Source organism: Pseudomonas sp. 01L34, from assembly GCF_056400265.1.
On sequence record NZ_JBFTSX010000010.1, the window covers coordinates 79415 to 101419 of the forward strand.

The 22005-nt window shown below is 59.8% G+C and carries 23 protein-coding genes; 12 read left to right on the forward strand and 11 right to left on the reverse strand.

The genetic code is table 11. The annotated features are described in order from the left end of the window. The first annotated feature begins 146 nt into the window (after positions 1–146). The gene (locus AC1DQM_RS26695) at positions 147–2468 is read left to right on the forward strand and encodes a hybrid sensor histidine kinase/response regulator (protein WP_018930015.1); all 2322 of its coding nucleotides are present in this window, start codon (positions 147–149) and stop codon (positions 2466–2468) included. On the opposite strand, the gene AC1DQM_RS26700 is transcribed toward AC1DQM_RS26695, so the two are convergent. The 3 genes from AC1DQM_RS26700 to msrB form a co-directional block, all read right to left on the reverse strand. Continuing rightward, positions 2452–2913, reverse strand: a complete 462-nt coding sequence (locus tag AC1DQM_RS26700) for a MarR family winged helix-turn-helix transcriptional regulator (protein WP_007940020.1) — start codon at positions 2911–2913, stop codon at positions 2452–2454. The two genes, AC1DQM_RS26695 and AC1DQM_RS26700, sit on opposite strands and share 17 nt — an antisense overlap. After that, positions 2910–3395: a glutathione peroxidase gene (locus AC1DQM_RS26705; protein ID WP_018930016.1), complete on the reverse strand. Its 486-nt coding sequence runs from the start codon at positions 3393–3395 to the stop codon at positions 2910–2912. Before AC1DQM_RS26705 ends, AC1DQM_RS26700 begins: the two co-directional genes overlap by 4 nt. Before the next feature lie 154 nt (positions 3396–3549). Next, positions 3550–3945: a peptide-methionine (R)-S-oxide reductase MsrB gene (gene msrB, locus AC1DQM_RS26710; RefSeq protein ID WP_007940018.1), complete on the reverse strand. Its 396-nt coding sequence runs from the start codon at positions 3943–3945 to the stop codon at positions 3550–3552. 226 nt (positions 3946–4171) lie between these two features. Here msrB and AC1DQM_RS26715 point away from each other — a divergent pair, with 226 nt between their 5' ends. Together AC1DQM_RS26715 and htpX are read left to right on the forward strand one after the other, a co-directional pair. After that, positions 4172–5383: a pyridoxal phosphate-dependent aminotransferase gene (locus tag AC1DQM_RS26715; protein WP_007940017.1), complete on the forward strand. Its 1212-nt coding sequence runs from the start codon at positions 4172–4174 to the stop codon at positions 5381–5383. Positions 5384–5700: 317 nt separating this feature from the next. Further along, positions 5701–6588 carry a protease HtpX gene (htpX, locus tag AC1DQM_RS26720; RefSeq protein WP_008075669.1) on the forward strand — a complete coding sequence of 296 codons (888 nt, stop codon included), beginning with the start codon at positions 5701–5703 and terminating at the stop codon, positions 6586–6588. A 133-nt stretch (positions 6589–6721) separates the two neighbouring features. Here htpX and AC1DQM_RS26725 read toward each other — a convergent pair whose 3' ends face one another. Then, complete coding sequence (locus AC1DQM_RS26725) at positions 6722–7375, reverse strand: thiopurine S-methyltransferase (RefSeq protein ID WP_138867044.1); 654 nt, start codon at positions 7373–7375, stop codon at positions 6722–6724. Positions 7376–7478: 103 nt separating this feature from the next. On the opposite strand from AC1DQM_RS26725, the gene AC1DQM_RS26730 reads away from it, so the two are divergent. Next, positions 7479–8246, forward strand: coding sequence for a DODA-type extradiol aromatic ring-opening family dioxygenase (locus AC1DQM_RS26730; RefSeq protein WP_477747087.1), 768 nt, complete (start codon positions 7479–7481; stop codon positions 8244–8246). A gap of 109 nt (positions 8247–8355) precedes the next feature. On the opposite strand, the gene AC1DQM_RS26735 is transcribed toward AC1DQM_RS26730, so the two are convergent. Next, positions 8356–10029 (reverse strand): DEAD/DEAH box helicase, encoded by a 1674-nt coding sequence (locus AC1DQM_RS26735; protein ID WP_007940012.1) that lies wholly within the window; start codon positions 10027–10029, stop codon positions 8356–8358. Positions 10030–10450: 421 nt separating this feature from the next. Between AC1DQM_RS26735 and AC1DQM_RS26740 the strand changes: the two genes are divergently transcribed. Next, complete coding sequence (locus AC1DQM_RS26740; protein ID WP_086944665.1) at positions 10451–11242, forward strand: crotonase/enoyl-CoA hydratase family protein; 792 nt, start codon at positions 10451–10453, stop codon at positions 11240–11242. Between the two features lie 57 nt (positions 11243–11299). On the opposite strand, the gene AC1DQM_RS26745 is transcribed toward AC1DQM_RS26740, so the two are convergent. Beyond that, positions 11300–12055, reverse strand: a complete 756-nt coding sequence (locus AC1DQM_RS26745) for a spermidine synthase (protein WP_007940010.1) — start codon at positions 12053–12055, stop codon at positions 11300–11302. 148 nt (positions 12056–12203) lie between these two features. Here AC1DQM_RS26745 and AC1DQM_RS26750 point away from each other — a divergent pair, with 148 nt between their 5' ends. Continuing rightward, positions 12204–13550: a class II 3-deoxy-7-phosphoheptulonate synthase gene (locus tag AC1DQM_RS26750; protein WP_258672889.1), complete on the forward strand. Its 1347-nt coding sequence runs from the start codon at positions 12204–12206 to the stop codon at positions 13548–13550. A gap of 114 nt (positions 13551–13664) precedes the next feature. On the opposite strand, the gene AC1DQM_RS26755 is transcribed toward AC1DQM_RS26750, so the two are convergent. Next, entirely contained in the window at positions 13665–14894 is a 1230-nt protein-coding gene (locus AC1DQM_RS26755; RefSeq protein WP_477747088.1) for a winged helix-turn-helix domain-containing protein, read from the reverse strand. 64 nt (positions 14895–14958) lie between these two features. Continuing rightward, positions 14959–15174, reverse strand: coding sequence for a DUF1127 domain-containing protein (locus AC1DQM_RS26760; RefSeq protein WP_018930023.1), 216 nt, complete (start codon positions 15172–15174; stop codon positions 14959–14961). A gap of 96 nt (positions 15175–15270) precedes the next feature. Here AC1DQM_RS26760 and AC1DQM_RS26765 point away from each other — a divergent pair, with 96 nt between their 5' ends. Continuing rightward, complete coding sequence (locus AC1DQM_RS26765; protein ID WP_018930024.1) at positions 15271–16125, forward strand: LysR substrate-binding domain-containing protein; 855 nt, start codon at positions 15271–15273, stop codon at positions 16123–16125. Here AC1DQM_RS26765 and AC1DQM_RS26770 read toward each other — a convergent pair. Next, complete coding sequence (locus tag AC1DQM_RS26770) at positions 16115–16864, reverse strand: sulfite exporter TauE/SafE family protein (protein WP_477743446.1); 750 nt, start codon at positions 16862–16864, stop codon at positions 16115–16117. The two genes, AC1DQM_RS26765 and AC1DQM_RS26770, sit on opposite strands and share 11 nt — an antisense overlap. Before the next feature lie 109 nt (positions 16865–16973). On the opposite strand from AC1DQM_RS26770, the gene AC1DQM_RS26775 reads away from it, so the two are divergent. The 3 genes from AC1DQM_RS26775 (at position 16974) to AC1DQM_RS26785 (ending at position 19148) form a co-directional block, all read left to right on the forward strand. Next, the gene (locus tag AC1DQM_RS26775; RefSeq protein ID WP_086944663.1) at positions 16974–17930 is read left to right on the forward strand and encodes a LysR family transcriptional regulator; all 957 of its coding nucleotides are present in this window, start codon (positions 16974–16976) and stop codon (positions 17928–17930) included. A 69-nt stretch (positions 17931–17999) separates the two neighbouring features. Continuing rightward, complete coding sequence (locus tag AC1DQM_RS26780; protein ID WP_026286713.1) at positions 18000–18461, forward strand: MarR family winged helix-turn-helix transcriptional regulator; 462 nt, start codon at positions 18000–18002, stop codon at positions 18459–18461. A 267-nt stretch (positions 18462–18728) separates the two neighbouring features. Beyond that, positions 18729–19148, forward strand: coding sequence for an organic hydroperoxide resistance protein (locus AC1DQM_RS26785; protein ID WP_477747089.1), 420 nt, complete (start codon positions 18729–18731; stop codon positions 19146–19148). Between the two features lie 73 nt (positions 19149–19221). Here the strand turns inward: AC1DQM_RS26785 and AC1DQM_RS26790 are convergent, their stop codons facing one another. Next, positions 19222–19791 carry an elongation factor P gene (locus tag AC1DQM_RS26790; protein ID WP_007940000.1) on the reverse strand — a complete coding sequence of 190 codons (570 nt, stop codon included), beginning with the start codon at positions 19789–19791 and terminating at the stop codon, positions 19222–19224. A 48-nt stretch (positions 19792–19839) separates the two neighbouring features. Beyond that, entirely contained in the window at positions 19840–20982 is a 1143-nt protein-coding gene (gene earP / locus AC1DQM_RS26795; protein ID WP_032834260.1) for an elongation factor P maturation arginine rhamnosyltransferase EarP, read from the reverse strand. Between the two features lie 124 nt (positions 20983–21106). Here earP and AC1DQM_RS26800 point away from each other — a divergent pair, with 124 nt between their 5' ends. Next, positions 21107–21505: a hypothetical protein gene (locus AC1DQM_RS26800; protein WP_007939998.1), complete on the forward strand. Its 399-nt coding sequence runs from the start codon at positions 21107–21109 to the stop codon at positions 21503–21505. 14 nt (positions 21506–21519) lie between these two features. Then, complete coding sequence (locus tag AC1DQM_RS26805) at positions 21520–22002, forward strand: GreA/GreB family elongation factor (RefSeq protein ID WP_018929794.1); 483 nt, start codon at positions 21520–21522, stop codon at positions 22000–22002. Positions 22003–22005: the final 3 nt, after the last annotated feature.

The following is a 22005-nucleotide window of genomic DNA, read 5'->3' on the forward strand; positions in this document are numbered from 1 at the left end:
CACAGTGATGATGGCGGTACAGCGACGAAACACAGCATCCGATGCCCGGCCAACACCCCGTACAGGTGTTTTGCGAGAACATCGGTATCCATTGATGATCGACTATGCTTGAGCAGCGAAGGGAAACGGAAGTGGTTCAACACCCCATGGATATCAAGTTCAGCCAGCGGCTGTCGTACAAGCAAGCCAAGCTTACGGTGCTGGTCGGTTTCATTCTGGGCACGCTGCTCAGCCTTGTGCAAATAGGCATCGATTATGCCAGCGAAGACGCCTCCATCAACCGCGAAATCCTGTCGTTGCTGGAAATCAGCCATAACCCCGCGTCTCGCATCGCCTACAACATCGATGCCGAACTCGCCCAGGAACTGATCCTGGGCCTGCTGCGCTCCCCGGCGATCATCGGCGCGAAATTGACCGACAACAACAATACCGTGCTGGCCAGCGCCAAACGCCCGGGCCTGGAAAACAATTACCGGGTGCTCAGCGACTTCCTGTTCGGCGCCAACCGACAGTTTGAAGACCGTCTTTACCTCGACCACTTGCCGGACGAGTCCCTCGGGACCTTGCACCTGGATGTCGATACCTACACCTTCGGCAGTCGTTTCCTGCGCCGGGCCGAAGTGACCCTGCTCAACGGCTTCGCGCGCAGCCTGATCCTCACGGGCATTCTGTTGGCGCTGTTTTACGTGATGCTGACCAAACCGCTGGTGCGGGTCATCCGCGAACTCAGTGGTCGGGATCCACGCAGCGCGGAGCCGACCTGGCTGGAGTATCCGGCGGGGCATGAAAACGATGAAATCGGCGTCCTGGTCAAGGTCGCCAATCAACAGTTCGATAACATTGCCACCGAGATCCAGCAGCGGCGCAATGCCGAAAACCGCCTGACCGACTACCTCTCGCAACTGGAAAATATCGTCTCGGCCCGTACGGCGGAACTCAAGGCCATCAACTCGCGGCTCAGCCAGTCCAACGAGGAACTGGAAGTCGCCCGCCGTACCGCCCTGGACATGGCCGAGGCACGCTCGGTATTCCTGGCCAACATGAGCCATGAAATCCGCACGCCTCTCAACGGTCTGCTGGGGATGATCGCGCTCTCGCTGGACGGCCCGCTCAATGCCGAGCAGCAGCAACAGCTGTCCATCGCCCATGACTCGGGCAAAGTGCTGGTGGAACTGCTCAACGATATTCTCGACCTGTCGAAATTCGATGCCGGCCAGCTGGAACTCGAACACATTCCATTCGACCTCGGCTCGCTGATCGAAGACACCGCCAACCTGCTGTCCCAGAACGCCGCGCCGAGCGTCGAGCTAACGTGCCTGATCGACCCGCAATTTCCCGCACTGGTGCTCGGTGATCCGACCCGGGTCCGGCAGATCGTCAGCAACCTGCTGTCCAACGCCCTCAAGTTCACCCGCTTCGGGCGGGTCGATGTGCGTCTTTCAACGTTCGAAGACGGCGTGCGAATCGAGGTCTGCGACACTGGCATCGGCATTGCCCAGGACGCACAGGTCAAAATCTTCCAGCCCTTTACCCAGGCCGGTGCCGGCATTACCCGGCAATTCGGCGGTACCGGGCTGGGCCTGGCGCTGACTTACAACCTCTGCGAAGCCATGCAGGGGCGGCTGACGATCAGCTCGGAAGCAGGCTTCGGCAGTCAGTTCTGCGCCGACCTGCCGCTGCCCTGCCACACCCGCGCCATCCCGCCAGCAGCTCTGCAAGGCAACATCGTCGCGATCACGGCCGCCAGCAGCGGACTGGCGGAACTGCTACAGAATCTATTGCCCGAATGGGGGCTCGGCTATCAACAACGCTCCATCGATGACCGATTGATCGGCCTGAAACCGGATGTGTTGATCACCGACTGTCCCGAATGCCTGTTTGGCCTGCGCCCAACTTTAACCGCGCCGATTCTGCTGGTGACCGCATACGGCAGTTTCCTGCCCAGCGAGCAAGCCAGCGCCCTGGCACCTTTGCAGCAACAGGCGCGACCGTTGGCGCGCAATGCGCTGTACCAGACATTGCGACGGATCCTGCAGCCGGAACTCAACACGATCAACGGTGCCCGGGTCGAAGTCCTCTCGCCCCAGCGACGCGGGCGCATCCTGCTGGTGGAGGACAACCCGGTCAATCAGTTGGTGGCCAAGGGCATGCTCGGCAAACTCGGCTGCGAGGTGAGCGTCGCGGCCCATGGCGCCGAAGCCCTGGATCAGCTCGAACACAGCGAATTCGACCTGGTGCTGATGGACTGCAACATGCCGGTGATGGACGGTTATGAAGCCAGCCGGCAGATCCGTCGCAGCGGGCGCTGGCCACAACTGCCCATCGTCGCCCTGACCGCCAACGCCATGTCCGAAGAACGCGAACGTTGCCGTGCGGCGGGCATGAGCGACTACCTGGCCAAACCCTTCCGCCGGGAAGAACTGGCGGCCCTGCTCGACTTGTGGATACCCACTACGACAGCGATTTGATTTGCCCCAACAGGTGATCAAGACCATCGCGCAGCTCATTCAGGCGATCCAGATCGACACCGCTATCGCACAACAGGCGGGCCTTGAGCGGCCCGACCTGATCGCGCAAGGCCTTGCCGGTGGACGACAGGCTCAAGTGCACCTCGCGCTCATCGCGCGCCGAACGCTGGCGCTGCACCAGTTGCAGTTGCTCAAGACGCTTGAGCAGCGGCGTCAGGGTTCCGGAATCCAGCGCCAGGCGCTCACCCAGCGCCTTGACCGTCGGTTGCTCTGGCGCCGCCTCCTGCCATTCCCACAGCACCAGCATCGCCAGGTATTGCGGGTAGGTCAGGCCCAGTTGATCGAGCATCGGCTTGTAGGCACGGATCACCGCCCGAGAAGCGGCGTACAGCTTGAAGCAGAGCTGACTGTCGAGTTTCAGCGAATCAACTGACAACGTGTTCATTTGAGCAGGGCTTCGATCTCGCGGCGCAGCGCTTGCGGCTTGGTTGCCGGAGCAAAGCGCTTGACCAGTTGACCGTCCTTGCCGATCAGGAACTTGGTGAAGTTCCATTTGATGCCCTGGGAACCCAATACACCTGGCGCGCGTTTTTTCAGCTGAACGAACAGCGGATGAGCGCCGGCACCGTTGACTTCGATCTTCTTGAACAGCGGGAAACTCACCCCGTAATTCAGCTCGCAGAACTCGGAAATCGCCCCTTCGTTGCCCGGCTCCTGCTGGCCGAACTGATTGCAGGGAAAGCCGAGTACCACCAAACCTTGATCCTTGTAGCTCTGCCAGAGCTCTTCGAGGCCTTTGTACTGCGGGGTGAAACCACATTTGCTGGCGGTGTTGACCACCAGCACCGCTTTACCGGCGAAATCGGCCAGGGTCTTTTGCTCCCCCTTGATGGTGGTGCAAGGGATGCTCAGCAGGTTGTCGCTCATGGCACGAACTCCGAATGAAGGAAGATCAAACATAGCGAGCAATTGAATTGTGTGCAATTTAATAAATCAATAGATGCCCGGCACGCGAACATCATTGCAGGAGCTGCCGGAGGCTGCTCCTGCGTATACAAATCAAGCGCGCGACATCAGCAGATTATTCGCGGGGAACGAGGTCCAGGCACACCGAGTTGATGCAATAACGCAAACCGGTTGGCGGCGGACCGTCCGGGAACACATGCCCAAGGTGCGCATCGCATTTGGCGCAGACCACTTCGGTACGGATCATGCCGTGGCTGATATCACGGATCTCGACCATCGCGCTGTCGCCGATCGGCGCATAGAAGCTCGGCCAGCCGCAGCCGGAATCGAACTTGGTTTTGGAGTCGAACAGCGGTGCGTTGCAGCAGATGCAGTGGTAAACGCCGTCGGTTTTGGTGCCGTTGTATTTACCGGAGAACGGTCGCTCGGTGCCCTTGAGGCGGCAAACGTTGTACTGCTCCGGATCAAGCATGGCCCGCCATTCTTCCAGGGTTTTTTCCAACTTTTCCATTGATACACCTCAGCAGCTGAAAAAGCCCGATCTGTACCTTTTCCACGGATCGGGCGGCACGTATGATTGCGCCTCGTCAAACGCCAGTCTGGCAGCCAGACCACGCGCATTCAAACGGATTTATGAGTGCCGCCACTCAAGGCGTCAGGCCTGTGTGAATACGCAGGATTCCCAGCACGGTCGTTCACACGCCGCCTGGATCGTTCATTTTCGGGAACACATCGCCATGCAGGTCAGCAAATCGAACAAGCTCGCCAACGTCTGCTACGACATTCGCGGCCCAGTGCTCAAGCACGCCAAACGCCTGGAGGAGGAAGGTCATCGCATCCTCAAGCTGAACATCGGCAACCCGGCGCCCTTTGGTTTCGAAGCGCCGGACGAAATCCTTCAGGACGTGATCCGCAACCTGCCGACCGCCCAGGGCTACAGCGACTCCAAAGGCCTGTTCAGCGCCCGTAAAGCCGTGATGCAGTACTACCAGCAAAAGCAGGTGGAAGGCGTCGGCATTGAAGACATTTACCTGGGCAACGGCGTTTCCGAGCTGATCGTGATGTCGATGCAGGCCCTGCTCAACAACGGCGACGAAGTGCTGGTGCCGGCCCCCGACTATCCGCTGTGGACCGCCGCAGTGAGCCTGGCGGGCGGCAACCCGGTGCATTACCTGTGCGACGAGCAGGCCAACTGGTGGCCGGACCTGGCCGACATCAAGGCCAAGATCACCCCGAACACCAAGGCCCTGGTGATCATCAACCCGAACAACCCGACTGGCGCGGTGTATTCGAAAGAAGTCCTGCTGGGCATGCTGGAACTGGCCCGTCAGCACAATCTGGTGGTGTTCTCCGACGAGATCTACGACAAGATCCTGTACGACGACGCCGTGCACATCTGCACCGCCTCGCTGGCACCGGACCTGCTGTGCCTGACCTTCAACGGCCTGTCCAAGTCCTATCGCGTGGCCGGCTTCCGCTCCGGCTGGATCGCCATTTCCGGCCCGAAACACCACGCCCAGAGCTACATCGAAGGCATCGACATGCTGGCTAATATGCGCCTGTGTGCCAACGTGCCGAGCCAGCACGCAATCCAGACCGCACTCGGTGGTTATCAGAGCATCAACGATCTGGTATTGCCCCAAGGGCGTCTGCTGGAACAGCGTAATCGTACCTGGGAACTGCTCAACGACATTCCGGGCGTGAGCTGCGTCAAGCCGATGGGTGCGCTGTATGCGTTCCCGCGGATCGATCCGAAAGTCTGCCCGATCCACAACGACGAGAAATTCGTGCTCGACCTGCTGCTCTCGGAAAAGCTGCTGGTGGTACAAGGCACGGCCTTCAACTGGCCATGGCCAGACCATTTCCGCGTGGTCACCCTGCCACGGGTCGACGACCTGGATCAGGCCATTGGCCGGATCGGCAACTTCCTCAAGTCCTATCGCCAATAAATGGCCTGTCACCGTGCGACGCGGATAAAAGTCGCACGGTGATTAATTCAGCAACACTTCTGTGCGCCCTGCCCTGCCTCGTTGTTTCAAGCGCTGACTGACGACACGCTTCATGCCCACGCCCAATAACGGCGGGGGCCTGTGAAGCTAATCGGCTGACAACCGTTTCCCATGTCGACGTCGGAAATGCCCTTCAAGCAGCTAGACTGTTGCCGTAGGACACAGTTTGAAATAGTCACCCGGTTGAATAGCCCGGCGCAGCACCTTATATACCCCGCAGTACGCTACATCTTTAGCACGAGGAGATTTCTACAACCATGATGCGCATTTTGCTGTTTTTGGCCACTAACCTGGCGGTCGTGCTGATTGCCAGCATCACCCTGAGCCTTTTCGGCTTCAACGGGTTCATGGCGGCCAACGGGGTTGATCTCAACCTCAATCAGCTGCTGATTTTCTGTGCGGTCTTTGGTTTCGCCGGTTCCCTGTTCTCGCTGTTCATCTCCAAGTGGATGGCGAAAATGAGCACCAGCACCCAGATCATCAGCCAGCCGCGCACCCGGCATGAGCAATGGCTGCTGCAAACCGTCGAGCAACTGTCCCGCGAAGCCGGGATCAAGATGCCCGAAGTCGGGATTTTCCCGGCCTATGAAGCCAACGCCTTCGCCACCGGCTGGAACAAGAACGACGCACTGGTCGCGGTCAGCCAGGGCTTGCTCGAGCGTTTCTCGCCGGATGAAGTGAAAGCCGTTCTGGCCCACGAAATCGGTCACGTGGCCAATGGCGACATGGTCACCCTGGCGCTGATCCAGGGCGTGGTGAACACCTTCGTGATGTTCTTCGCCCGGATCATCGGCAATTTTGTCGACAAGGTGATCTTCAAGAACGAAGAAGGCCAGGGTATCGCCTACTACGTGGCGACCATCTTCGCTGAACTGGTCCTGGGCATCCTGGCCAGCGCCATCGTCATGTGGTTCTCGCGCAAGCGCGAATTCCGCGCCGACGACGCCGGCGCACGCCTGGCGGGTACCAGCGCAATGATCGGTGCCCTGCAGCGCCTGCGTGCCGAACAAGGGCTGCCGGTGCACATGCCGGATACCCTGAATGCCTTCGGCATCAACGGTGGTCTCAAGCAAGGGTTCGCCCGCATGTTCATGAGCCACCCGCCGCTGGAAGAACGCATCGACGCACTGCGTCGCCGGGGCTGACAGCTTCCGCAGCACTAAAAGAAAAGGCCCGCAGTGAACGCGGGCCTTTTTTTGTCTGCGAAGTGGTGTGGTGCTCTTCAGGGCCTCATTGCGAGCAAACCCGCGATGAGGCCAGCATAACCAGCAGCTTTTATCAGCTGGAAACCCGATACACACGCTCCTCAAGCCGCGTGACACCGGCCTCGAGAAACTTCCAGCTCTCACCCAGGACATCCTGGTCTTCCAGGATCTTCAGCTCCCACGAAGCCCCCAGCAGCCGTTGCACTTCGTCATCAAGCACAGCAAATGGCGGTCCGGCCATTTGCTTCTGGTCGTAATCCAGCGTAATCAAAATCCCTAAAGAATCCTTCGGCAGAATCCGGATCAGATGAGCCGCGTATTGTTCACGCATCGCTGGCGGCAAGGCGATCAGCGCCGCGCGGTCGTACAGTGCGCTGCAATCGGCAACATCGCCTGCCGTCAACTCGAAGAAATCGCCGCACCACAGCTCGATCGACCCGGCCCGATAGACGTTGAAAGGCCCCTGGTCGCTGATTGCCGGGTCCAGTTGATGCTCATTGAAAAAGTCCTCGATGGCCTTTTCCGACAACTCGATACCCAGCACCTCATGACCGCAGTGCGCCAGCCACAACAGGTCCAGGCTCTTGCCACACAACGGCACCAGTACGCGAGAACCTTCATCAAGGCCCAGTTGCGGCCAGAACCGTTGCAGATAGGGATTTACTTCCGGCAGATGAAAGCCGATCTGATTCGACGCCCACCGTTTGTGCCAAAACTCCGGCTGCATAATTAACCCCGAAAAATTCGATCAAAAGACTCTAAAACTTATATTAGATTTAGATCAATGATCTGACTGAAGATGCTGCCATCTTACTCCCAGGAGCTCAATTATGTTCCCCAGCCTGTATATCTCTCATGGCTCCCCCATGCTGGCCCTGGAACCTGGCGCCAGTGGGCCGGCCCTCGCGGATCTGGCGGCGACAATGCCCAAGCCCAAGGCCATCGTGATCGTTTCCGCGCACTGGGAAAGCAGCGAATTGCTGGTCAGCGGCAACCCCCAACCCGAAACCTGGCACGACTTCGGCGGTTTTCCGCGGGCCTTGTTCGAGGTGCAGTACCCGGCACCCGGCAGCCCGCAACTGGCGACAGAGGTTGTCGAGCTGCTGAAGACCGATGGCCTGCCTGCGCGCATCGATACCAAGCGCCCCTTCGACCACGGCGTTTGGGTACCCTTGTCGTTGATGTACCCGCAGGCCGATGTCCCGGTGGTGCAGGTCTCGCTGCCCACCCGTGGCGGCCCGGCGCTGCAAACCCGCGTCGGCCATGCCCTGGCCAGCCTGCGCGAGCACGGCGTGCTGTTGATCGGCTCTGGCAGCATCACCCACAACCTGCGCGAACTGGACTGGCACGCCGGCCCGGAAAGCGTCGAACCCTGGGCCAAGGCGTTCCGTGACTGGATGATTGAGAAGCTCGAAGCGAACGATGAAGCTGCGCTGCACGACTATCGTCAGCAGGCGCCGAACGCGGTGCGCAACCATCCGAGTGACGAACATCTGTTGCCTCTGTACTTCGCCCGCGCGGCCGGGGGCGAGTTCAGCGTTGTGCACCAAGGGTTCACCATGGGGGCGCTGGGGATGGATATCTATCGTTTCGACTAATAAGTCGACCGCTGCCCCCGCTCAAACGCCAGACACAAAACAGCAGGCAAAAAAAATCCCCGAACCAGTCGGGGATTTTTTATGTTCGATCAATCAGCCCGAGAGCAGATCAATCTTCGCGGTAGCGACGCAGCTTCAACTGCTTACCAGCAACGCGAGTGTCCTTCAGCTTGGTCAGCAAACGCTCCAGACCATCTTCCGGCAGCTCGACGAGGCTGAAGCTGTCACGCACCTGAATGCGACCGATGGCTTCACGCGCCAGACCACCTTCGTTGAGGATGGCGCCCAGCAGGTTCTTGGCAGCGATACCGTCACGCGCACCCAGCGCGGTACGGCAACGAGCACGACCTTCAGCCAGCGGGATCGGAGCACGACGCTCGCGGTCACCACGGTCCGGACGATCACCGGAACGCTCTGGACGATCGCCACGCGGTGCATTGTTCGGCACCAGCGGACGTTCTTTCTCGATCGCGGCCAGGGTCAGCGCTTGACCGTTGGTAGCCTTGCGCAGCAGAGCTGCGGCCAGGGCACGCGGGCTGCAACCGATGTCGGCAGTCAGACGATCCAGCAGATCACCGTGAGTCGACTCGGCATCACCTACCAGCGGCGACAGGCTGTTGGTCAGTTTCTTGATGCGGGCATCGAGAACAGCTTGAGCGTCCGGCAGGCGAACTTCGGCAACTTTCTGACCGGTAACGCGCTCGATCACTTGCAGCATGCGGCGCTCACGAGGAGTGACCAGCAGCAGCGCGCGACCTTCGCGACCGGCACGGCCGGTACGGCCGATACGGTGAACGTAGGATTCCGGGTCGTACGGCATATCAACGTTGAACACGTGAGTGATACGCGGAACGTCCAGGCCACGAGCGGCAACGTCGGTCGCCACAACGATGTCCAGACGGCCATCCTTGAGGGATTCGATGACGCGCTCACGCTGGTTCTGAGCAATGTCACCGTTCAGCGCAGCGGCTTTGTAGCCTTTGGCTTCCAGGGCACTGGCCAGGTCCAGGGTCGCTTGCTTGGTGCGCACGAACATGATCAGGGCGTCGAAATCTTCCACTTCCAGCAAGCTGAGAACGGCAGAAGTCTTCTGGTCAGCGTGAACCAACAGGTGAGCCTGTTCGATCGCGGTAACGGTCTGAGTCTTGCTCTGGATCTTCACATGCTTCGGATCGCGCAGGTGGCGTTCGGCGATGGCACGGATCGATTGCGGCAGGGTGGCCGAGAACAATACGGTCTGACGGGTTTCCGGCATGGCCTTGAAGATAACTTCCAGGTCGTCCATGAAGCCCAGTTTGAGCATTTCGTCCGCTTCGTCGAGAACCAGGTGGTTCACGGTAGTCAGGACTTTTTCGTCGCGACGCAGGTGGTCGCACAGACGACCCGGAGTGGCGACAACAATCTGTGCGCCATTACGGATTGCTTTCAATTGTGGGCCCATCGGCGCGCCGCCGTAGACAGCCACAACAGTTACGCCCGGCATTTGCTTGGCGTAGGTTTCGAAAGCGGTTGCAACTTGTAGCGCCAACTCACGAGTTGGGGCCAGGATCAGAGCTTGCGGCTCGCGCTTGGACGGATCAATGCGGTGCAGGATCGGCAGGGCAAAGGCAGCGGTTTTACCGGTACCGGTTTGCGCCTGGCCAATCATATCGTGACCGGCGAGAATGATCGGGATCGACTGCTGCTGAATGGCCGAAGGCTCTTCATAGCCGGTAGCGACTACTGCAGCGACAATATTAGGGTGAAGTTCAAGAGCGGCGAAGCCGCCGATTTCCTGGGTCATGGGTCTGCCTCTAAGTGCATCCGCAAAGACCCATGCTCCAAAGCTGCGCATGCCGTGTTGAGACTCAAGAGTCGCCCTGGCAGCTTTGTCGGCGGGGATTTGCGAAAACGAATGAATGAAAAGAATCGTCAAGGAAGAGTCCGCGGGGCGGACGTGCAGCCGAAGCTGGCTTCGGGGAATTGCGCTACCTAAACGCGGCCCGGTTAAAGGCCGGCGCGCACTATACCGGAATTCGGAAAAAAAGGGAGCTTTTTTTATCGGAAAAAACCGGCATACGCCGTTGTGTCACGGGCTTTGCGGATAATCGTACAACCGTCTATTTTGCAAAGGCCCGGCCCTGCTGACGATGGCGCTAAAACGGTTCACCCTTGCGACGCAGACCTTTGGTCTGACGCCCCCTTCCCGCCCGAGGAAATGCTCCATGAATCAGCCCAGCCCCAGTCGTGTCACCCGTGAAAGACACGGTCATGTCCTGATGATCGGCCTGGATCGGGTGGCCAAGCGCAATGCCTTCGACCTCGACCTGCTCAATGCGCTCAGCCTGGCCTATGGCGAATTCGAAGCCGACAGTGAGGCGCGGGTCGCGGTGGTGTTCGGCCATGGCGAGCATTTCACTGCCGGGCTCGACCTGGTCAGCGCCGGCGCAGCCCTGGCCGAAGGCTGGCAGGCACCGCCCGGCGGCTGCGATCCCTGGGGCGTGTTCGGCGGCCCCCGGGTCAACAAACCGGTGATTGTCGCGGCGCAAGGCTACTGCCTGACCGCGGGCATCGAACTGATGCTGGCCGCCGACATCAACCTGTGCGCCAGCAATACCCGTTTTGCCCAAAAGGAAGTGCAGCGCGGACTCCTCCCGTTCGGTGGCGCCACCTTGCGCCTGCATCAGGTCGCCGGTTGGGGCAACGCCATGCGCTGGCTGCTCACCGGCGATGAATTCGATGCACATGACGCCTTGCATCTGGGCCTGGTGCAGGAAGTCATGGCCAGCGAGGACTTGCTGCCACGGGCGATCGAGTTGGCTGAGAGGATTGCGAGGCAGGCACCGCTGGGGGTTCAGGCGACGTTGATGTCTGCGCGACAGGCGCGCTACGAGGGTGAAATTGCTGCGACCCAGGCATTGCCGGCACTGGTGAAGAAACTGCTCAACAGCGAGGACGCCAAGGAGGGTGTGCGGTCGATGATCGAGAAGCGGCCAGGCGTCTTCAAAGGCTGCTGACAGATCGGCTTTTGTGGCAAGGGAGCAAGCTCCCTCGCCACAGATGACCTCATCGCATTAAGTCGCCGGCCGAATATCCTTGATCAGCGATTGCAATGAATACCCCAACCGCGGCGCCAGGCCTTCCGCGCGGGCGATCAGCCCTTCCATGTCCAACTCCTGATCCAGCTCCGATGGCACGATCAGAATCACGTTGCCCTCCTTCACCGGCAGTTCCCAGTAATGCCGGTGATAGAGACCGCGCAACAACGCTGCACCCAACGGCTTGCCGTCGTCGGTAGCCCACTGGTTGATCACCAGCCAGCCCCCCGGATTCAAGCGTTTCTGACAGTTTTCCAGAAAGCTCCAGGCCAGATGCCCGACACCCGGCCCGACATCGGTGTACAAGTCGACGAAAATCAGATCGGCCGGTTCAGCCGTATCGAGCAACTCCAGCGCATCGCCGACGCGGATGTACAGCCGCGGATCGTCATCCAGCCCCAGGTATTCGATGGCCAGGCGCGGTACGTCAGGGCGCAGCTCGATGGCTTCGACATCTTCCAGTGGCAGGAACTTCAAGCAAGCCTGGGTCAGTGTCCCAGCACCAAGGCCGAGGAACAGCGCGCTTTCCGGCTGCTCGTGGCACAGCGCACCAATCAGCATCGCGCGGGTGTAATCGTACTCGAGCCAGCTAGGGTCGGCGGTGAACACGCAGCTCTGTTCGATGGCGTCACCGAACTCCAGAAAACGGTAATCAGCCACTTCCAGCACGCGAATCACGCCGAACTCATCCTGCACCTCGGCGAGCAGATGCTCGACGCGCTCCTCAGTCATTTCGTCTCCTGATCGTTACCGGCCCCGGCAACACGATAAACCGCAACATAAAGCGGCAAAGGCGCGATTGTCCGCGAAGCGACGGGAGCAGGTCACGCACTAATTGCTGATAACATAACCGTCCGAGCGTAAAACACTAGAGACTGCGATGAGCCAACCCTGGAGCCCTGACAGCTGGCGCGCCCTGCCGATCCAGCAACAACCTCAATACCCCGACGCGACGCATTTGCTGCACGTCGAGCAAACCCTGGCGAGCTATCCGCCACTGGTGTTTGCCGGTGAAGCGCGGGAGTTGCGCCGTCAGTTTGCCGAAGTCACCCAGGGCCGGGCATTTCTGTTGCAGGGCGGCGACTGCGCCGAAAGCTTCGCCGAATTCTCCGCCGCGAAAATTCGCGACACCTTTAAAGTGTTGCTGCAAATGGCGATCGTCATGACCTTCGCCGCCGGTTGCCCGGTTGTCAAAGTCGGACGCATGGCCGGTCAGTTCGCCAAACCCCGTTCGGCCAACGATGAAACCATCAACGGCGTGACGCTGCCGGCCTACCGTGGCGACATCGTCAACGGCATCGGTTTCGACGAAAAAAGCCGCGTACCGGACCCGGATCGCCTGCTGCAGTCCTACCACCAGTCCACCGCGACCCTGAACCTGCTGCGCGCCTTTGCCCAGGGCGGCTTTGCCGATCTGCATCAGGTACACAAATGGAACCTGGACTTCATCGCCAACTCGGCACTGGCCGAGAAATACAGCCACCTGGCCGATCGCATCGATGAAACCCTGGCCTTCATGCGCGCCTGCGGCATGGACAGCTCGCCGCAACTGCGCGAAACCAGTTTCTTCACCGCCCACGAAGCGCTGCTGCTGAACTACGAAGAAGCCTTCGTGCGTCGCGACAGCCTGACCAACGACTACTACGACTGCTCGGCCCACATGCTGTGGATCGGTGACCGTACACGTCAACTGGACGGTGCTCACGTCGAATTCCTGCGCGGGGTGCATAACCCGATCGGGGTCAAGGTCGGCCCGAGCATGAACCCTGAAGACCTGATTCGCCTGATCGATGTGCTCAACCCGGACAACGACCCGGGTCGCCTGAACCTGATTGCGCGGATGGGAGCGAACAAGGTCGGCGATCACCTGCCGCAGCTGATTCGCGCGGTGCAGCGCGAAGGCAAGCAAGTGCTTTGGAGCTCCGACCCGATGCACGGCAACACCATCAAGGCCAGCAGCGGCTACAAGACCCGCGACTTCGCGCAGATCCTTGGCGAGGTGAAGCAGTTCTTCCAGGTTCACGAAGCGGAAGGCAGTTATGCCGGCGGCATACACATCGAAATGACCGGGCAGAACGTCACCGAATGCATCGGCGGCGCGCGGCCGATTACCGAAGATGGGTTGTCGGATCGTTATCACACCCATTGCGACCCGCGGATGAATGCCGATCAGTCGCTGGAACTGGCGTTTTTGATTGCAGAGACCCTGAAGCAAGTCCGCCGTTAAATCGCGTTAAGCCCTTCGCGGGCAAGCCTCGCTCCTACAGGTTTTGGGTCGTTCACATTTCCGGTGGACGACATAAAACCTGTAGGAGCGAGGCTTGCCCGCGAAGGCGTCAATTCAAACAACACTGAATTGAGCCAACGCCCCCCGCAACCGCGCCGCACTCGCCCGCGGGCAATTCAGCTGAAGCCGCTCAAGCCCCAACCAGTCCGCCATCCACCGCAGATTGACCGCCAACGCCAGCATCCCTTCATCATCCAGCCCCGGCTCTTCCTCATGCACGGCATGCACCGCCAACCGGCCTGACGCTCGTTCGGCTCGCAAGTCGACCCGCGCAGCAATCCGCTCATTGTGCAAAAACGGCAAGACGTAATAGCCGTAGACGCGTTTATGCTGCGGCGTATAAATCTCCAGCCGATAACGGAAATCGAACAATCGCTCGGTACGGCTGCGCTCCCAAATCAGCGAATCGAATGGTGAAAGCAGCGCACTGGCCTCGACCTTACGCGGCACTTTCGGCTCAGCCAGGCAATAAGCCGGTTGCCGCCAGCCTTCAACTCCACAGACCAGCAGCTTTCCGCCCTCGACCAGCTCCGCCAGACGCGGCCGGCTGTCTGCCGGGCTCAAGCGAAAATAGTCCCGCAGGTCTTTTTCCGTGCCGACGCCCAACGCCGTGGCCGCATGCAGCAATAACCCGCGCTGGGCTTCGGCTTCACTGAGCAAGGGCTGCTGCAGAAGCGCCGAAGGAATCACCCGTTCCGGCAAATCATAAAGCCGTTCGAACCCGCGCCGGCTGGCCACGGTCACTTCACCGGCGGCGAACAACCATTCAAGCGCATGCTTTTCAGCGCTCCAGTCCCACCACGGCCCTGCCCGTTCCTGACGGGTCGACAGGCTGCCCGCCCCCAGCGCACCGAGCTCCTGGACCGACGCTAAAACACGGCGAATCGTGTCCTGCTGCTCACGACCGAAACGCGCCAGTTGCTGGTAGATATCTTCGCCACGGGCTGCGCGCTGCATGCGCCAGCGCATCAAGGGGTACATCGACAATGGTAATAACGAAGCTTCGTGGCCCCAATACTCGAACAACGTGCGCCGACAGCCCTGACTCCAGGCAGCTTGATCGAGCAAGTCGGTTGAATAATTGCCAAGACGGGAAAACACGGGAAGGTAGTGCGAGCGCACCAATGCATTGACCGAATCGATCTGCAGAATGCCGAGTCGTTCGATCAGCCGGTTGAGCTGAACCGGTTTGATCGCCGCCGGCGGCTGGCGCCCGTTGAACCCTTGGGCAGCCAGCGCCAGACGCCGAGCCTGTTTGAGGGAAAAGGACAGTGTGGCGGGCATGAGCATCTCCTTGTCTGCTCGCAACCTACCTCACCCGAAAGCGGTTTGTGTAGCGATGGCATCATCATTTGTGCATCGGATCATCCCAGAACGGTCTTACTGCCTCATGCTCCACATCTGCGCGGCTCACGCCGATATCCTTCAGTGCTTCGTCGCTCAAGCTCGCCAGTAATTCACGTTCACGGTGAAGTTCGTACCAGCGACTAAACTTGTGCAGCAGATCGGATACCGCGTGGATTGAGAATTTTTGTTCCGTTACATGCTCGTTGTGACCTTTCATCGTGTAGCCCTCCTTTAGGGATGGATCCAGTCTCGCCGCAGCGCTAAGATCAATCCAACGAATGTTTCTGATGGCATACATCTCGGAGATTGATGAATGTCCGCCTACCCCAGTATCGACACCGATGTACTGCGCACCTTCGTCGCGATCGCTGATCAGGGCGGCTTTACCCGCGCCGGGGAAATGGTCAACCGCACCCAGTCGGCGGTGAGCATGCAGATGAAACGTCTGGAAGAAGACGTGTTGCAGCGCCAGCTGTTCGAACGCGACGGGCGCCAGGTCAAGCTGACCGCCGAAGGCCAGGTGTTGCTCGGCTATGCGCGGCGCATCCTCAAACTCCACAGCGAAGTCTTCAATACCCTGCGCGAGCCGCACATGGTCGGCACGGTGCGCATCGGCACACCCGACGATTACGTGATGCGCTTTCTGCCGGGCATCCTGTCGCGCTTCGCGCAGTTCTACCCGCTGATCCAGATCGAGGTTCATTGCGAATCGACCCGGCAACTGTTGCAGCGCCAGGACCTGGACCTGTCCATCGTCACCCGCGAGCCGGGTAACGAGATCGGCCAGTTGTTGCGCAAGGAGCGTTTTGTCTGGGCCGAGGCCCAATGCTTCAACGCCCACGAGCAGACGCCGCTGCCGCTGGCGATGTTCAATAGCGATTGTTTCTGCCGTGCCTGGGCGTGTAATGCGCTGGAAGCCATGGGTCGCGATTATCGCATTGCCTACAACAGCTCCAGCCTGTCGGCATTGATGGCAGTGGTCAGCGCGGGGCTTGCGATCACCGCGCAACTGGAAAGCCTGATCACGCCAGACATGCGCATCCTTGGCGCCGACGAAGACCTGCCGCTGTTGCCGGAAGCCAGCATCATGCTGATCCGCAACCTGAACAACCCTTCACCGATCACCGAATGCCTGGCCGAGCACATCGTCGAAGGCTTCAAACTTTAAAGGCGAGCATCACCGCGCAGCACACCAGAAACCCACAGAACAGCCCGCGCAACAGCCGCTCCGGCAGTGCGTGGGCGATTCTCACGCCCCAACTGATGCTCATCAATCCACCGACCGCCAATGGAATACCGATCGCCCAGTGCACCTGATGGTGCACCGCATAAGTCGCCAACGTGACGCCCGTGCTCGGCAATGCCAGTGCCAGCGACAAGCCCTGGGCAACCACTTGGCTGGTACCGAACAGACTGGTCAACACCGGCGTGGCCACCACCGCCCCACCCACGCCAAACAACCCGCCCATGGTCCCGGAAGCCGCGCCGAGCACACCCAGCCACGGCCATGAATAATGCATCTGTGAAGACGCCGGCGCAGTGGCGGCGAACATTCGCACCAGGTTGTAGGCCGACAGCGCGACCAGGAACGCGACAAACCCCACGCGCATGGTTTGCGCATCGATGCCCACCGCCCAGATCGAACCGATCCAGGCGAAGCAGAATCCCATCGAAGCCAATGGCAGCGCATGACGCAATTCGATGCGATTGCGCTGGTGATAACGCCATAGCGCCAGCATCACGTTCGGCACCACCATCACCAGCGCCGTGCCTTGGGCGACCTGCTGATCGAGACCGCACCACACGCCCAGCAGCGGAATCGCCACCAACCCGCCACCAATGCCGAAGAGCCCGCCGAGGGTGCCCATGGCGGCGCCAAAAACCAGGTACATCACGAACTCAATCACAGGCGGTTTCCTCTTGTCAGGCCGCTCATCCTACGCAGTCGGCTCTGGCAGGGAAACGCATAGCAACGCACAATGGCTGTGCCAAATTCGCATAAGCGTTAATGAAGCCATGAACCCCAATCAATTGACCGAACAACTCGGACTGTTTCTGGATGTGCTGGAGACCGGCAGTTTTTCCGCTGCATCCCGCCGTCATCCCCTGACGCCATCGGCGGTGGCGCGACGTATCGATAGCCTGGAAAGCGCCGTCGGCAGTCAGCTGTTCATTCGCAGCACCCACGCGGTGCGGGCTACCCCGGCAGGCTTGGCCTTTGCCGAGCGCGCGCGGCGGATCGTCGCGGAACTGCGGCTGGCGCGGGCGGAAGCGGTGTCCCTGAGCAACGCGCCGGAAGGCTTGATTCGGGTCGATGCGCCGGCAGCGTTCGGACGACGCCATCTGGCACCGGTGATTGCCGACTTCCTGACCCTTTACCCCGGCCTCGACGTGCAATTGCACCTGATCGACAGCTTTGTCGACATGCAGGGTTCGAACCTGGGCAAGGTCGACCTGGTACTGCGTGCCGGGCAAATGGCCGATACCCGGCTGGTGGCCACGCCGCTGGCGAGCATGGTGCGCATCGCCTGCGCCAGCCCCGATTACCTGCAACGCCGTGGCGTGCCGACCGAGCCGGCGCAATTGGTCGACCACGACGGTCTGGATTGGGACGGCCTGGCTCCGCCGTTCGCCTGGCGCTTCGAGCGGGATGGGCAGATGCATTTGCACCGGCCTGCGCGAATCCGCATGAGCGCCAATAACGCCGAGGCGCTGGTCTGCGGCGCACTGGCCGGGCTGGGTGTCGCGCATCTGCCGACCTGGTTGGCCAGTGAATATTTATTGCGCGGCGAACTGCTGCCGCTGTTCTGCGAACAAGGTCTGCCAAAACCGGAAAGCACCGGTATTTATGCGTTACGCCTGGAGCAGCAGCCCAGTTCGCGTAGCCGCTTGCTGCTGGAATACCTGAAGACCCGTTTCAGCCCCATCCCACCGTGGGATCTGGCGCTGCAAACCAACCTGGACCGCCACTAGTCCATAATTATCTGGCGCATTAAAGATTCGCCCGCTAGATTCATGACGATCACTGATCAAGGCTTTGAAATGAACACCGAGCGCGACACCCCGGACAACTGCGATAACCTGCTGCTGGATAATCAGGTCTGCTTCGCCCTGCATTCCACTTCATTGCTGATGACCAAGGTTTACAAGCCGCTGCTGCAAGCGCTGGGCCTGACGTATCCGCAGTACCTGGCAATGATGGTGTTGTGGGAAAAGGACGGATTGACGGTCGGCGAAATCAGCAGCCGACTACTGACCGACCCCGGCTCCCTCACCCCGCTGCTCAAACGCCTGGAAGCCGAAGGCCTGCTGAGCCGCACCCGCAGCCGCGAAGATGAACGGGTGGTGATTGTCGAACTCACCGAGCAAGGCCATGCGCTGCGAGACAAAGCGCGCGATATTCCGCAGTGCATCCTCGGCGCCAGCGGGCAGACGCTGGAGCAGTTGAAGAAGCTGCAAGCGGATCTCCAGGAGCTGCGCAGCCACCTGCAAGACAGCCTTTAGACCGCGTTATCGTTCTTCGCGGGCAAGTCGGATCGCCCGCGAAGGCGTCCTCCCCCGTCGCAAAAAAATTCACTTCGCATAAATCCCGCACGAAAGCCTCTATCTCAAGCATCTCCCGCCTGATCGAATCTCCAGGTGATGGGCAGGGTCAGTTTTTTTCAAAAATTTATCTTGTGCGCTAAATATTAGCGAGCTACATTCATTTCGCACTTACTTAGCGCGCAAACATTTAGCGCGAAACACCCAATCCGAAACGAGGCTCACACCATGCAATCTCTCTACACCGCAATCGCAACCTCCACCGGCGGCCGTGACGGTCGTTCGATCTCCAGCGACAACGTCCTCGACGTCAAACTCGCGACCCCGAAAGAACTCGGTGGCGCCGGCGGTGCGGCAACCAACCCTGAACAACTGTTCGCCGCCGGCTATTCCGCCTGCTTCATCGGCGCGCTGAAATTCGTCGCCAGCCAGACCAAACGCAAAATCCCCGACGACGCCTCGATCACCGCCCATGTCGGCATCGGCCAGATCCCTGGTGGTTTCGGCTTGGACATCGACCTGCACATCAGCCTGCCGGGCCTTGAACAAGCCGATGCACAAAGCCTGGTCGACGCCGCCCACCAGGTCTGCCCGTACTCCAACGCCACGCGTGGCAACGTCGATGTGCGCCTGCACGTTGCCGTTTAATCACTGATCTTGATCATTCGCCCACAAAAAAGCCCGACTCAATGGTCGGGCTTTTTCATTCCTCAAGCGGTGCTTATTTAGCACGGCCTTTGTAGGAACCGCCTTCGCGGGTATCGATCTCGATCATGTCGCCGATTTCGATGAAGTCAGCAACCGACAGCTCGGTACCGTTCTTCAGTTTGGCAGGCTTCATCACCTTGCCGGAAGTATCACCGCGAGCGGAGCCTTCGGTGTAGTCAACCTGACGCACGATAGTGGTCGGCAGTTCTACGGAAACCAGACGCTCTTCGAAGAAGATCGCTTCGCAAACATCGGTCATGCCTTCTTCAACGAAAGGCAGAACGGCTTCGATGTCTTCAGCGTTCAGCTCGTACATGGTGTAGTCAGTGGTGTCCATGAACGTGTAGGAGTCGCCGCTGATGAAGGACAGGGTCGCTTCTTTGCGGTCGAGGATCACGTCGTCCAGTTTGTCGTCGGCGCTGTAAACGGTCTCGGTCTTGTAACCGGTCAACAGGTTTTTCAGCTTGGTCTTCATGATCGCGCTGTTACGACCCGACTTGGTGAATTCAGCTTTCTGAACCAGCCAAGGATCGTTGTCGATACGGATCACCATACCGGGTTTCAGTTCTTTACCAGTTTTCATTGCGAATATCCGAATTTGGATGGGATTTACAAAAATCTAGGCCGCGTATCATATCCAATTTAGGTAAAACTGTACCAGCGCTGCGGCAAGATCTGCCTGCAAGGCTTGTTCCAGACACCACGCCTCGGCATGTTTTTCCAGTTCCGGCCAATGTTTGCGGGTTGATTTCCAGTACTCGCCCATTGTCTCACCTGCATTCCATGCCCGCCATAGACCGCTGATCGCCTCGCCAGCAGGTTTGGACAGGCCTTGGGTGTACAGGGTCAGGAAGGCGTCGAGCTTGTCCAGGTGGATATCTTCGTCCTGCCGATAGATGTGCCAGAGCATTGGCCGGCCTGCCCATTGCGCGCGAACAAAGGAATCTTCGCCGCGCACGGCGTTGAAATCGCAGCTCCACAGCAGCAGGTCATATTGATCCTGCCGGACGAACGGCAGCACTTGCACGGTCAGGGCATCGCGCACATGCACCGCGCCGGCCGTCAGCCCGTCCACTGCGAGCCAGCGTTCGACGTCGCCGAGAATCCGCCCCTCGGGCACCAACAGATGAGTGGGCGTCGAGTCGGCAGCCATGGCGTCGAGCCAACTGGCCAGCCCGTTATTCTCGTAGGCGAACAGCGAGATCAGCTGTGCATTCGGGGCGCGTTCAACCCCCAGGCCTTGCAGGAACTCTCGCTGAGCCTCGGGACTTTGCTGAAACTGCCGACGTCGTTCGAGCAACCCCCTCTCACGCAGCAAGCCACCGGTGCCCTTGCGAAAACCCGGGAAGAAAAAGAACTTCTGCACGTTCTTGTACTTCACCGACGGCAAGCCGTGACAACCGACGACCCAGTCTTCGGCGCTCAGATAATCGAGGTTCATCCACAGCGGCGGCTTTTCCCGCTCGGCCATGGCCTCCATATAAGCACTCGGCAACTGGCAGGCGAACGCGGCGATAACGACATCCGCGGCTTCGGTGGGTTGCCAGTGCGCTGACCACTGCCGCACCTCGACACCCTGCTGCCACTGCTGCGTAGCGTGGATGTCGATTTCTGGACACAACCGCTCGAAGGCCCGCAGGTCATCGACCCACAAGCGCACCGTCACTGAATGTTCGGCCACCAGTTGGCGGGCCAGACGCCAGGTCACACCGATGTCGCCGAAATTGTCGACCACGGTGCAAAAAATATCCCAGCGGGTTTTCATTTCAGGCATTCCAGGTTCCCGTTGGCAAATGCGCCGATTGTCCGCATAAATTACCCCGCGCAGAAGAGCCGACGACGATTAATCTTCGTGCGACAATCGCCACTTGCCCGCGACCACCCGCCAGGAGGCAGTCATGCCCTACCGTCCCCACCCGCGCCGCTCCATGCCGATCCAGCTCAATGCGCTGCAACTGACCGGCAGCATCGCCCTCGGTTTGTGGCTGGGATTTATCGCGATCGCACTGACTTGCTGGCTCGCCTGGCGCCTGTTGTTCAACGAGCAATTGGCACCCTTGGCCCAGGCGGTGGAGCAACTGGCCAAGCCGCCGGTGATTGAACAACCCGCTGCGCAAAACCCGATGTTCGAACAGTACGAGGAACACCTGCGCAGGAACGATCAGCAGCAAATGGTGGAACAGGCCAGAAGCAGCAAACACAATCTGGCCAATCCAAAATGTCAGTTCTGGCTGCAACAGGACCAGACCGCGCCGAGCGAAAAAAGCCGCGCCAACGTCCTGCAATTCTGCGATTGATCATGAAGCTCTCTATGCACAAGCCGACCGTCCACCAACTGATTATCGACAAGCTGCGGATCGATCTCGACATCGCCGAGCGTGCCGCGCAAACCGCTTACGAAACCGCGACCCACGAAGAAAACATAGCTGAAAACAAGTACGACACCCTGGGGCTGGAGGCGTCTTATCTGGCGGCCGGGCAGGCCAGGCGAGTGGAAGAAATCAGGCTGTCATTGACCCTTTGCCAGAACCTGACACTGCGGCCTTATGACGAGCGGCGCGGCATCGAGGTCGGCGCCCTGCTCGGCCTGGAAGACGAAAAGGGTCGCGAACAATGGCTGTTCCTGGCCCCCGACGCAGCCGGATTGAAGATTGATCTGGTGGGGCAACTGATTACCGTCATCACCCCTCGTTCGCCGCTGGGTAAAAGCCTGCTGGGCAAGTTCGAAGGGGATGAAGTGGAGATTCTGGTGGCGGGCGCTCGGCAACAGTTTGCTGTCACCGAGGTGGTCTAGCGT

Coding starts and splice junctions, on each gene's coding strand:
- AC1DQM_RS26755 (WP_477747088.1), bottom strand. CDS start 14,894: ATGCCCGCCACACTGTCCTTTTCCCTCAAACAGGCTCGGCGTCTGGCG.
- AC1DQM_RS26760 (WP_018930023.1), bottom strand. CDS start 15,174: ATGAAAGGTCACAACGAGCATGTAACGGAACAAAAATTCTCAATCCAC.
- AC1DQM_RS26790 (WP_007940000.1), bottom strand. CDS start 19,791: ATGAAAACTGGTAAAGAACTGAAACCCGGTATGGTGATCCGTATCGAC.
- earP (WP_032834260.1), bottom strand. CDS start 20,982: ATGCCTGAAATGAAAACCCGCTGGGATATTTTTTGCACCGTGGTCGAC.
- AC1DQM_RS26780 (WP_026286713.1), top strand. CDS start 18,000: ATGAACACCGAGCGCGACACCCCGGACAACTGCGATAACCTGCTGCTG.
- AC1DQM_RS26775 (WP_086944663.1), top strand. CDS start 16,974: ATGAACCCCAATCAATTGACCGAACAACTCGGACTGTTTCTGGATGTG.
- AC1DQM_RS26695 (WP_018930015.1), top strand. CDS start 147: ATGGATATCAAGTTCAGCCAGCGGCTGTCGTACAAGCAAGCCAAGCTT.
- htpX (WP_008075669.1), top strand. CDS start 5,701: ATGATGCGCATTTTGCTGTTTTTGGCCACTAACCTGGCGGTCGTGCTG.
- AC1DQM_RS26730 (WP_477747087.1), top strand. CDS start 7,479: ATGTTCCCCAGCCTGTATATCTCTCATGGCTCCCCCATGCTGGCCCTG.
- AC1DQM_RS26740 (WP_086944665.1), top strand. CDS start 10,451: ATGAATCAGCCCAGCCCCAGTCGTGTCACCCGTGAAAGACACGGTCAT.
- AC1DQM_RS26750 (WP_258672889.1), top strand. CDS start 12,204: ATGAGCCAACCCTGGAGCCCTGACAGCTGGCGCGCCCTGCCGATCCAG.
- AC1DQM_RS26805 (WP_018929794.1), top strand. CDS start 21,520: ATGCACAAGCCGACCGTCCACCAACTGATTATCGACAAGCTGCGGATC.
- AC1DQM_RS26785 (WP_477747089.1), top strand. CDS start 18,729: ATGCAATCTCTCTACACCGCAATCGCAACCTCCACCGGCGGCCGTGAC.
- AC1DQM_RS26700 (WP_007940020.1), bottom strand. CDS start 2,913: ATGAACACGTTGTCAGTTGATTCGCTGAAACTCGACAGTCAGCTCTGC.
- AC1DQM_RS26715 (WP_007940017.1), top strand. CDS start 4,172: ATGCAGGTCAGCAAATCGAACAAGCTCGCCAACGTCTGCTACGACATT.
- AC1DQM_RS26705 (WP_018930016.1), bottom strand. CDS start 3,395: ATGAGCGACAACCTGCTGAGCATCCCTTGCACCACCATCAAGGGGGAG.
- AC1DQM_RS26765 (WP_018930024.1), top strand. CDS start 15,271: ATGTCCGCCTACCCCAGTATCGACACCGATGTACTGCGCACCTTCGTC.
- AC1DQM_RS26800 (WP_007939998.1), top strand. CDS start 21,107: ATGCCCTACCGTCCCCACCCGCGCCGCTCCATGCCGATCCAGCTCAAT.
- AC1DQM_RS26735 (WP_007940012.1), bottom strand. CDS start 10,029: ATGACCCAGGAAATCGGCGGCTTCGCCGCTCTTGAACTTCACCCTAAT.
- AC1DQM_RS26725 (WP_138867044.1), bottom strand. CDS start 7,375: ATGCAGCCGGAGTTTTGGCACAAACGGTGGGCGTCGAATCAGATCGGC.
- msrB (WP_007940018.1), bottom strand. CDS start 3,945: ATGGAAAAGTTGGAAAAAACCCTGGAAGAATGGCGGGCCATGCTTGAT.
- AC1DQM_RS26745 (WP_007940010.1), bottom strand. CDS start 12,055: ATGACTGAGGAGCGCGTCGAGCATCTGCTCGCCGAGGTGCAGGATGAG.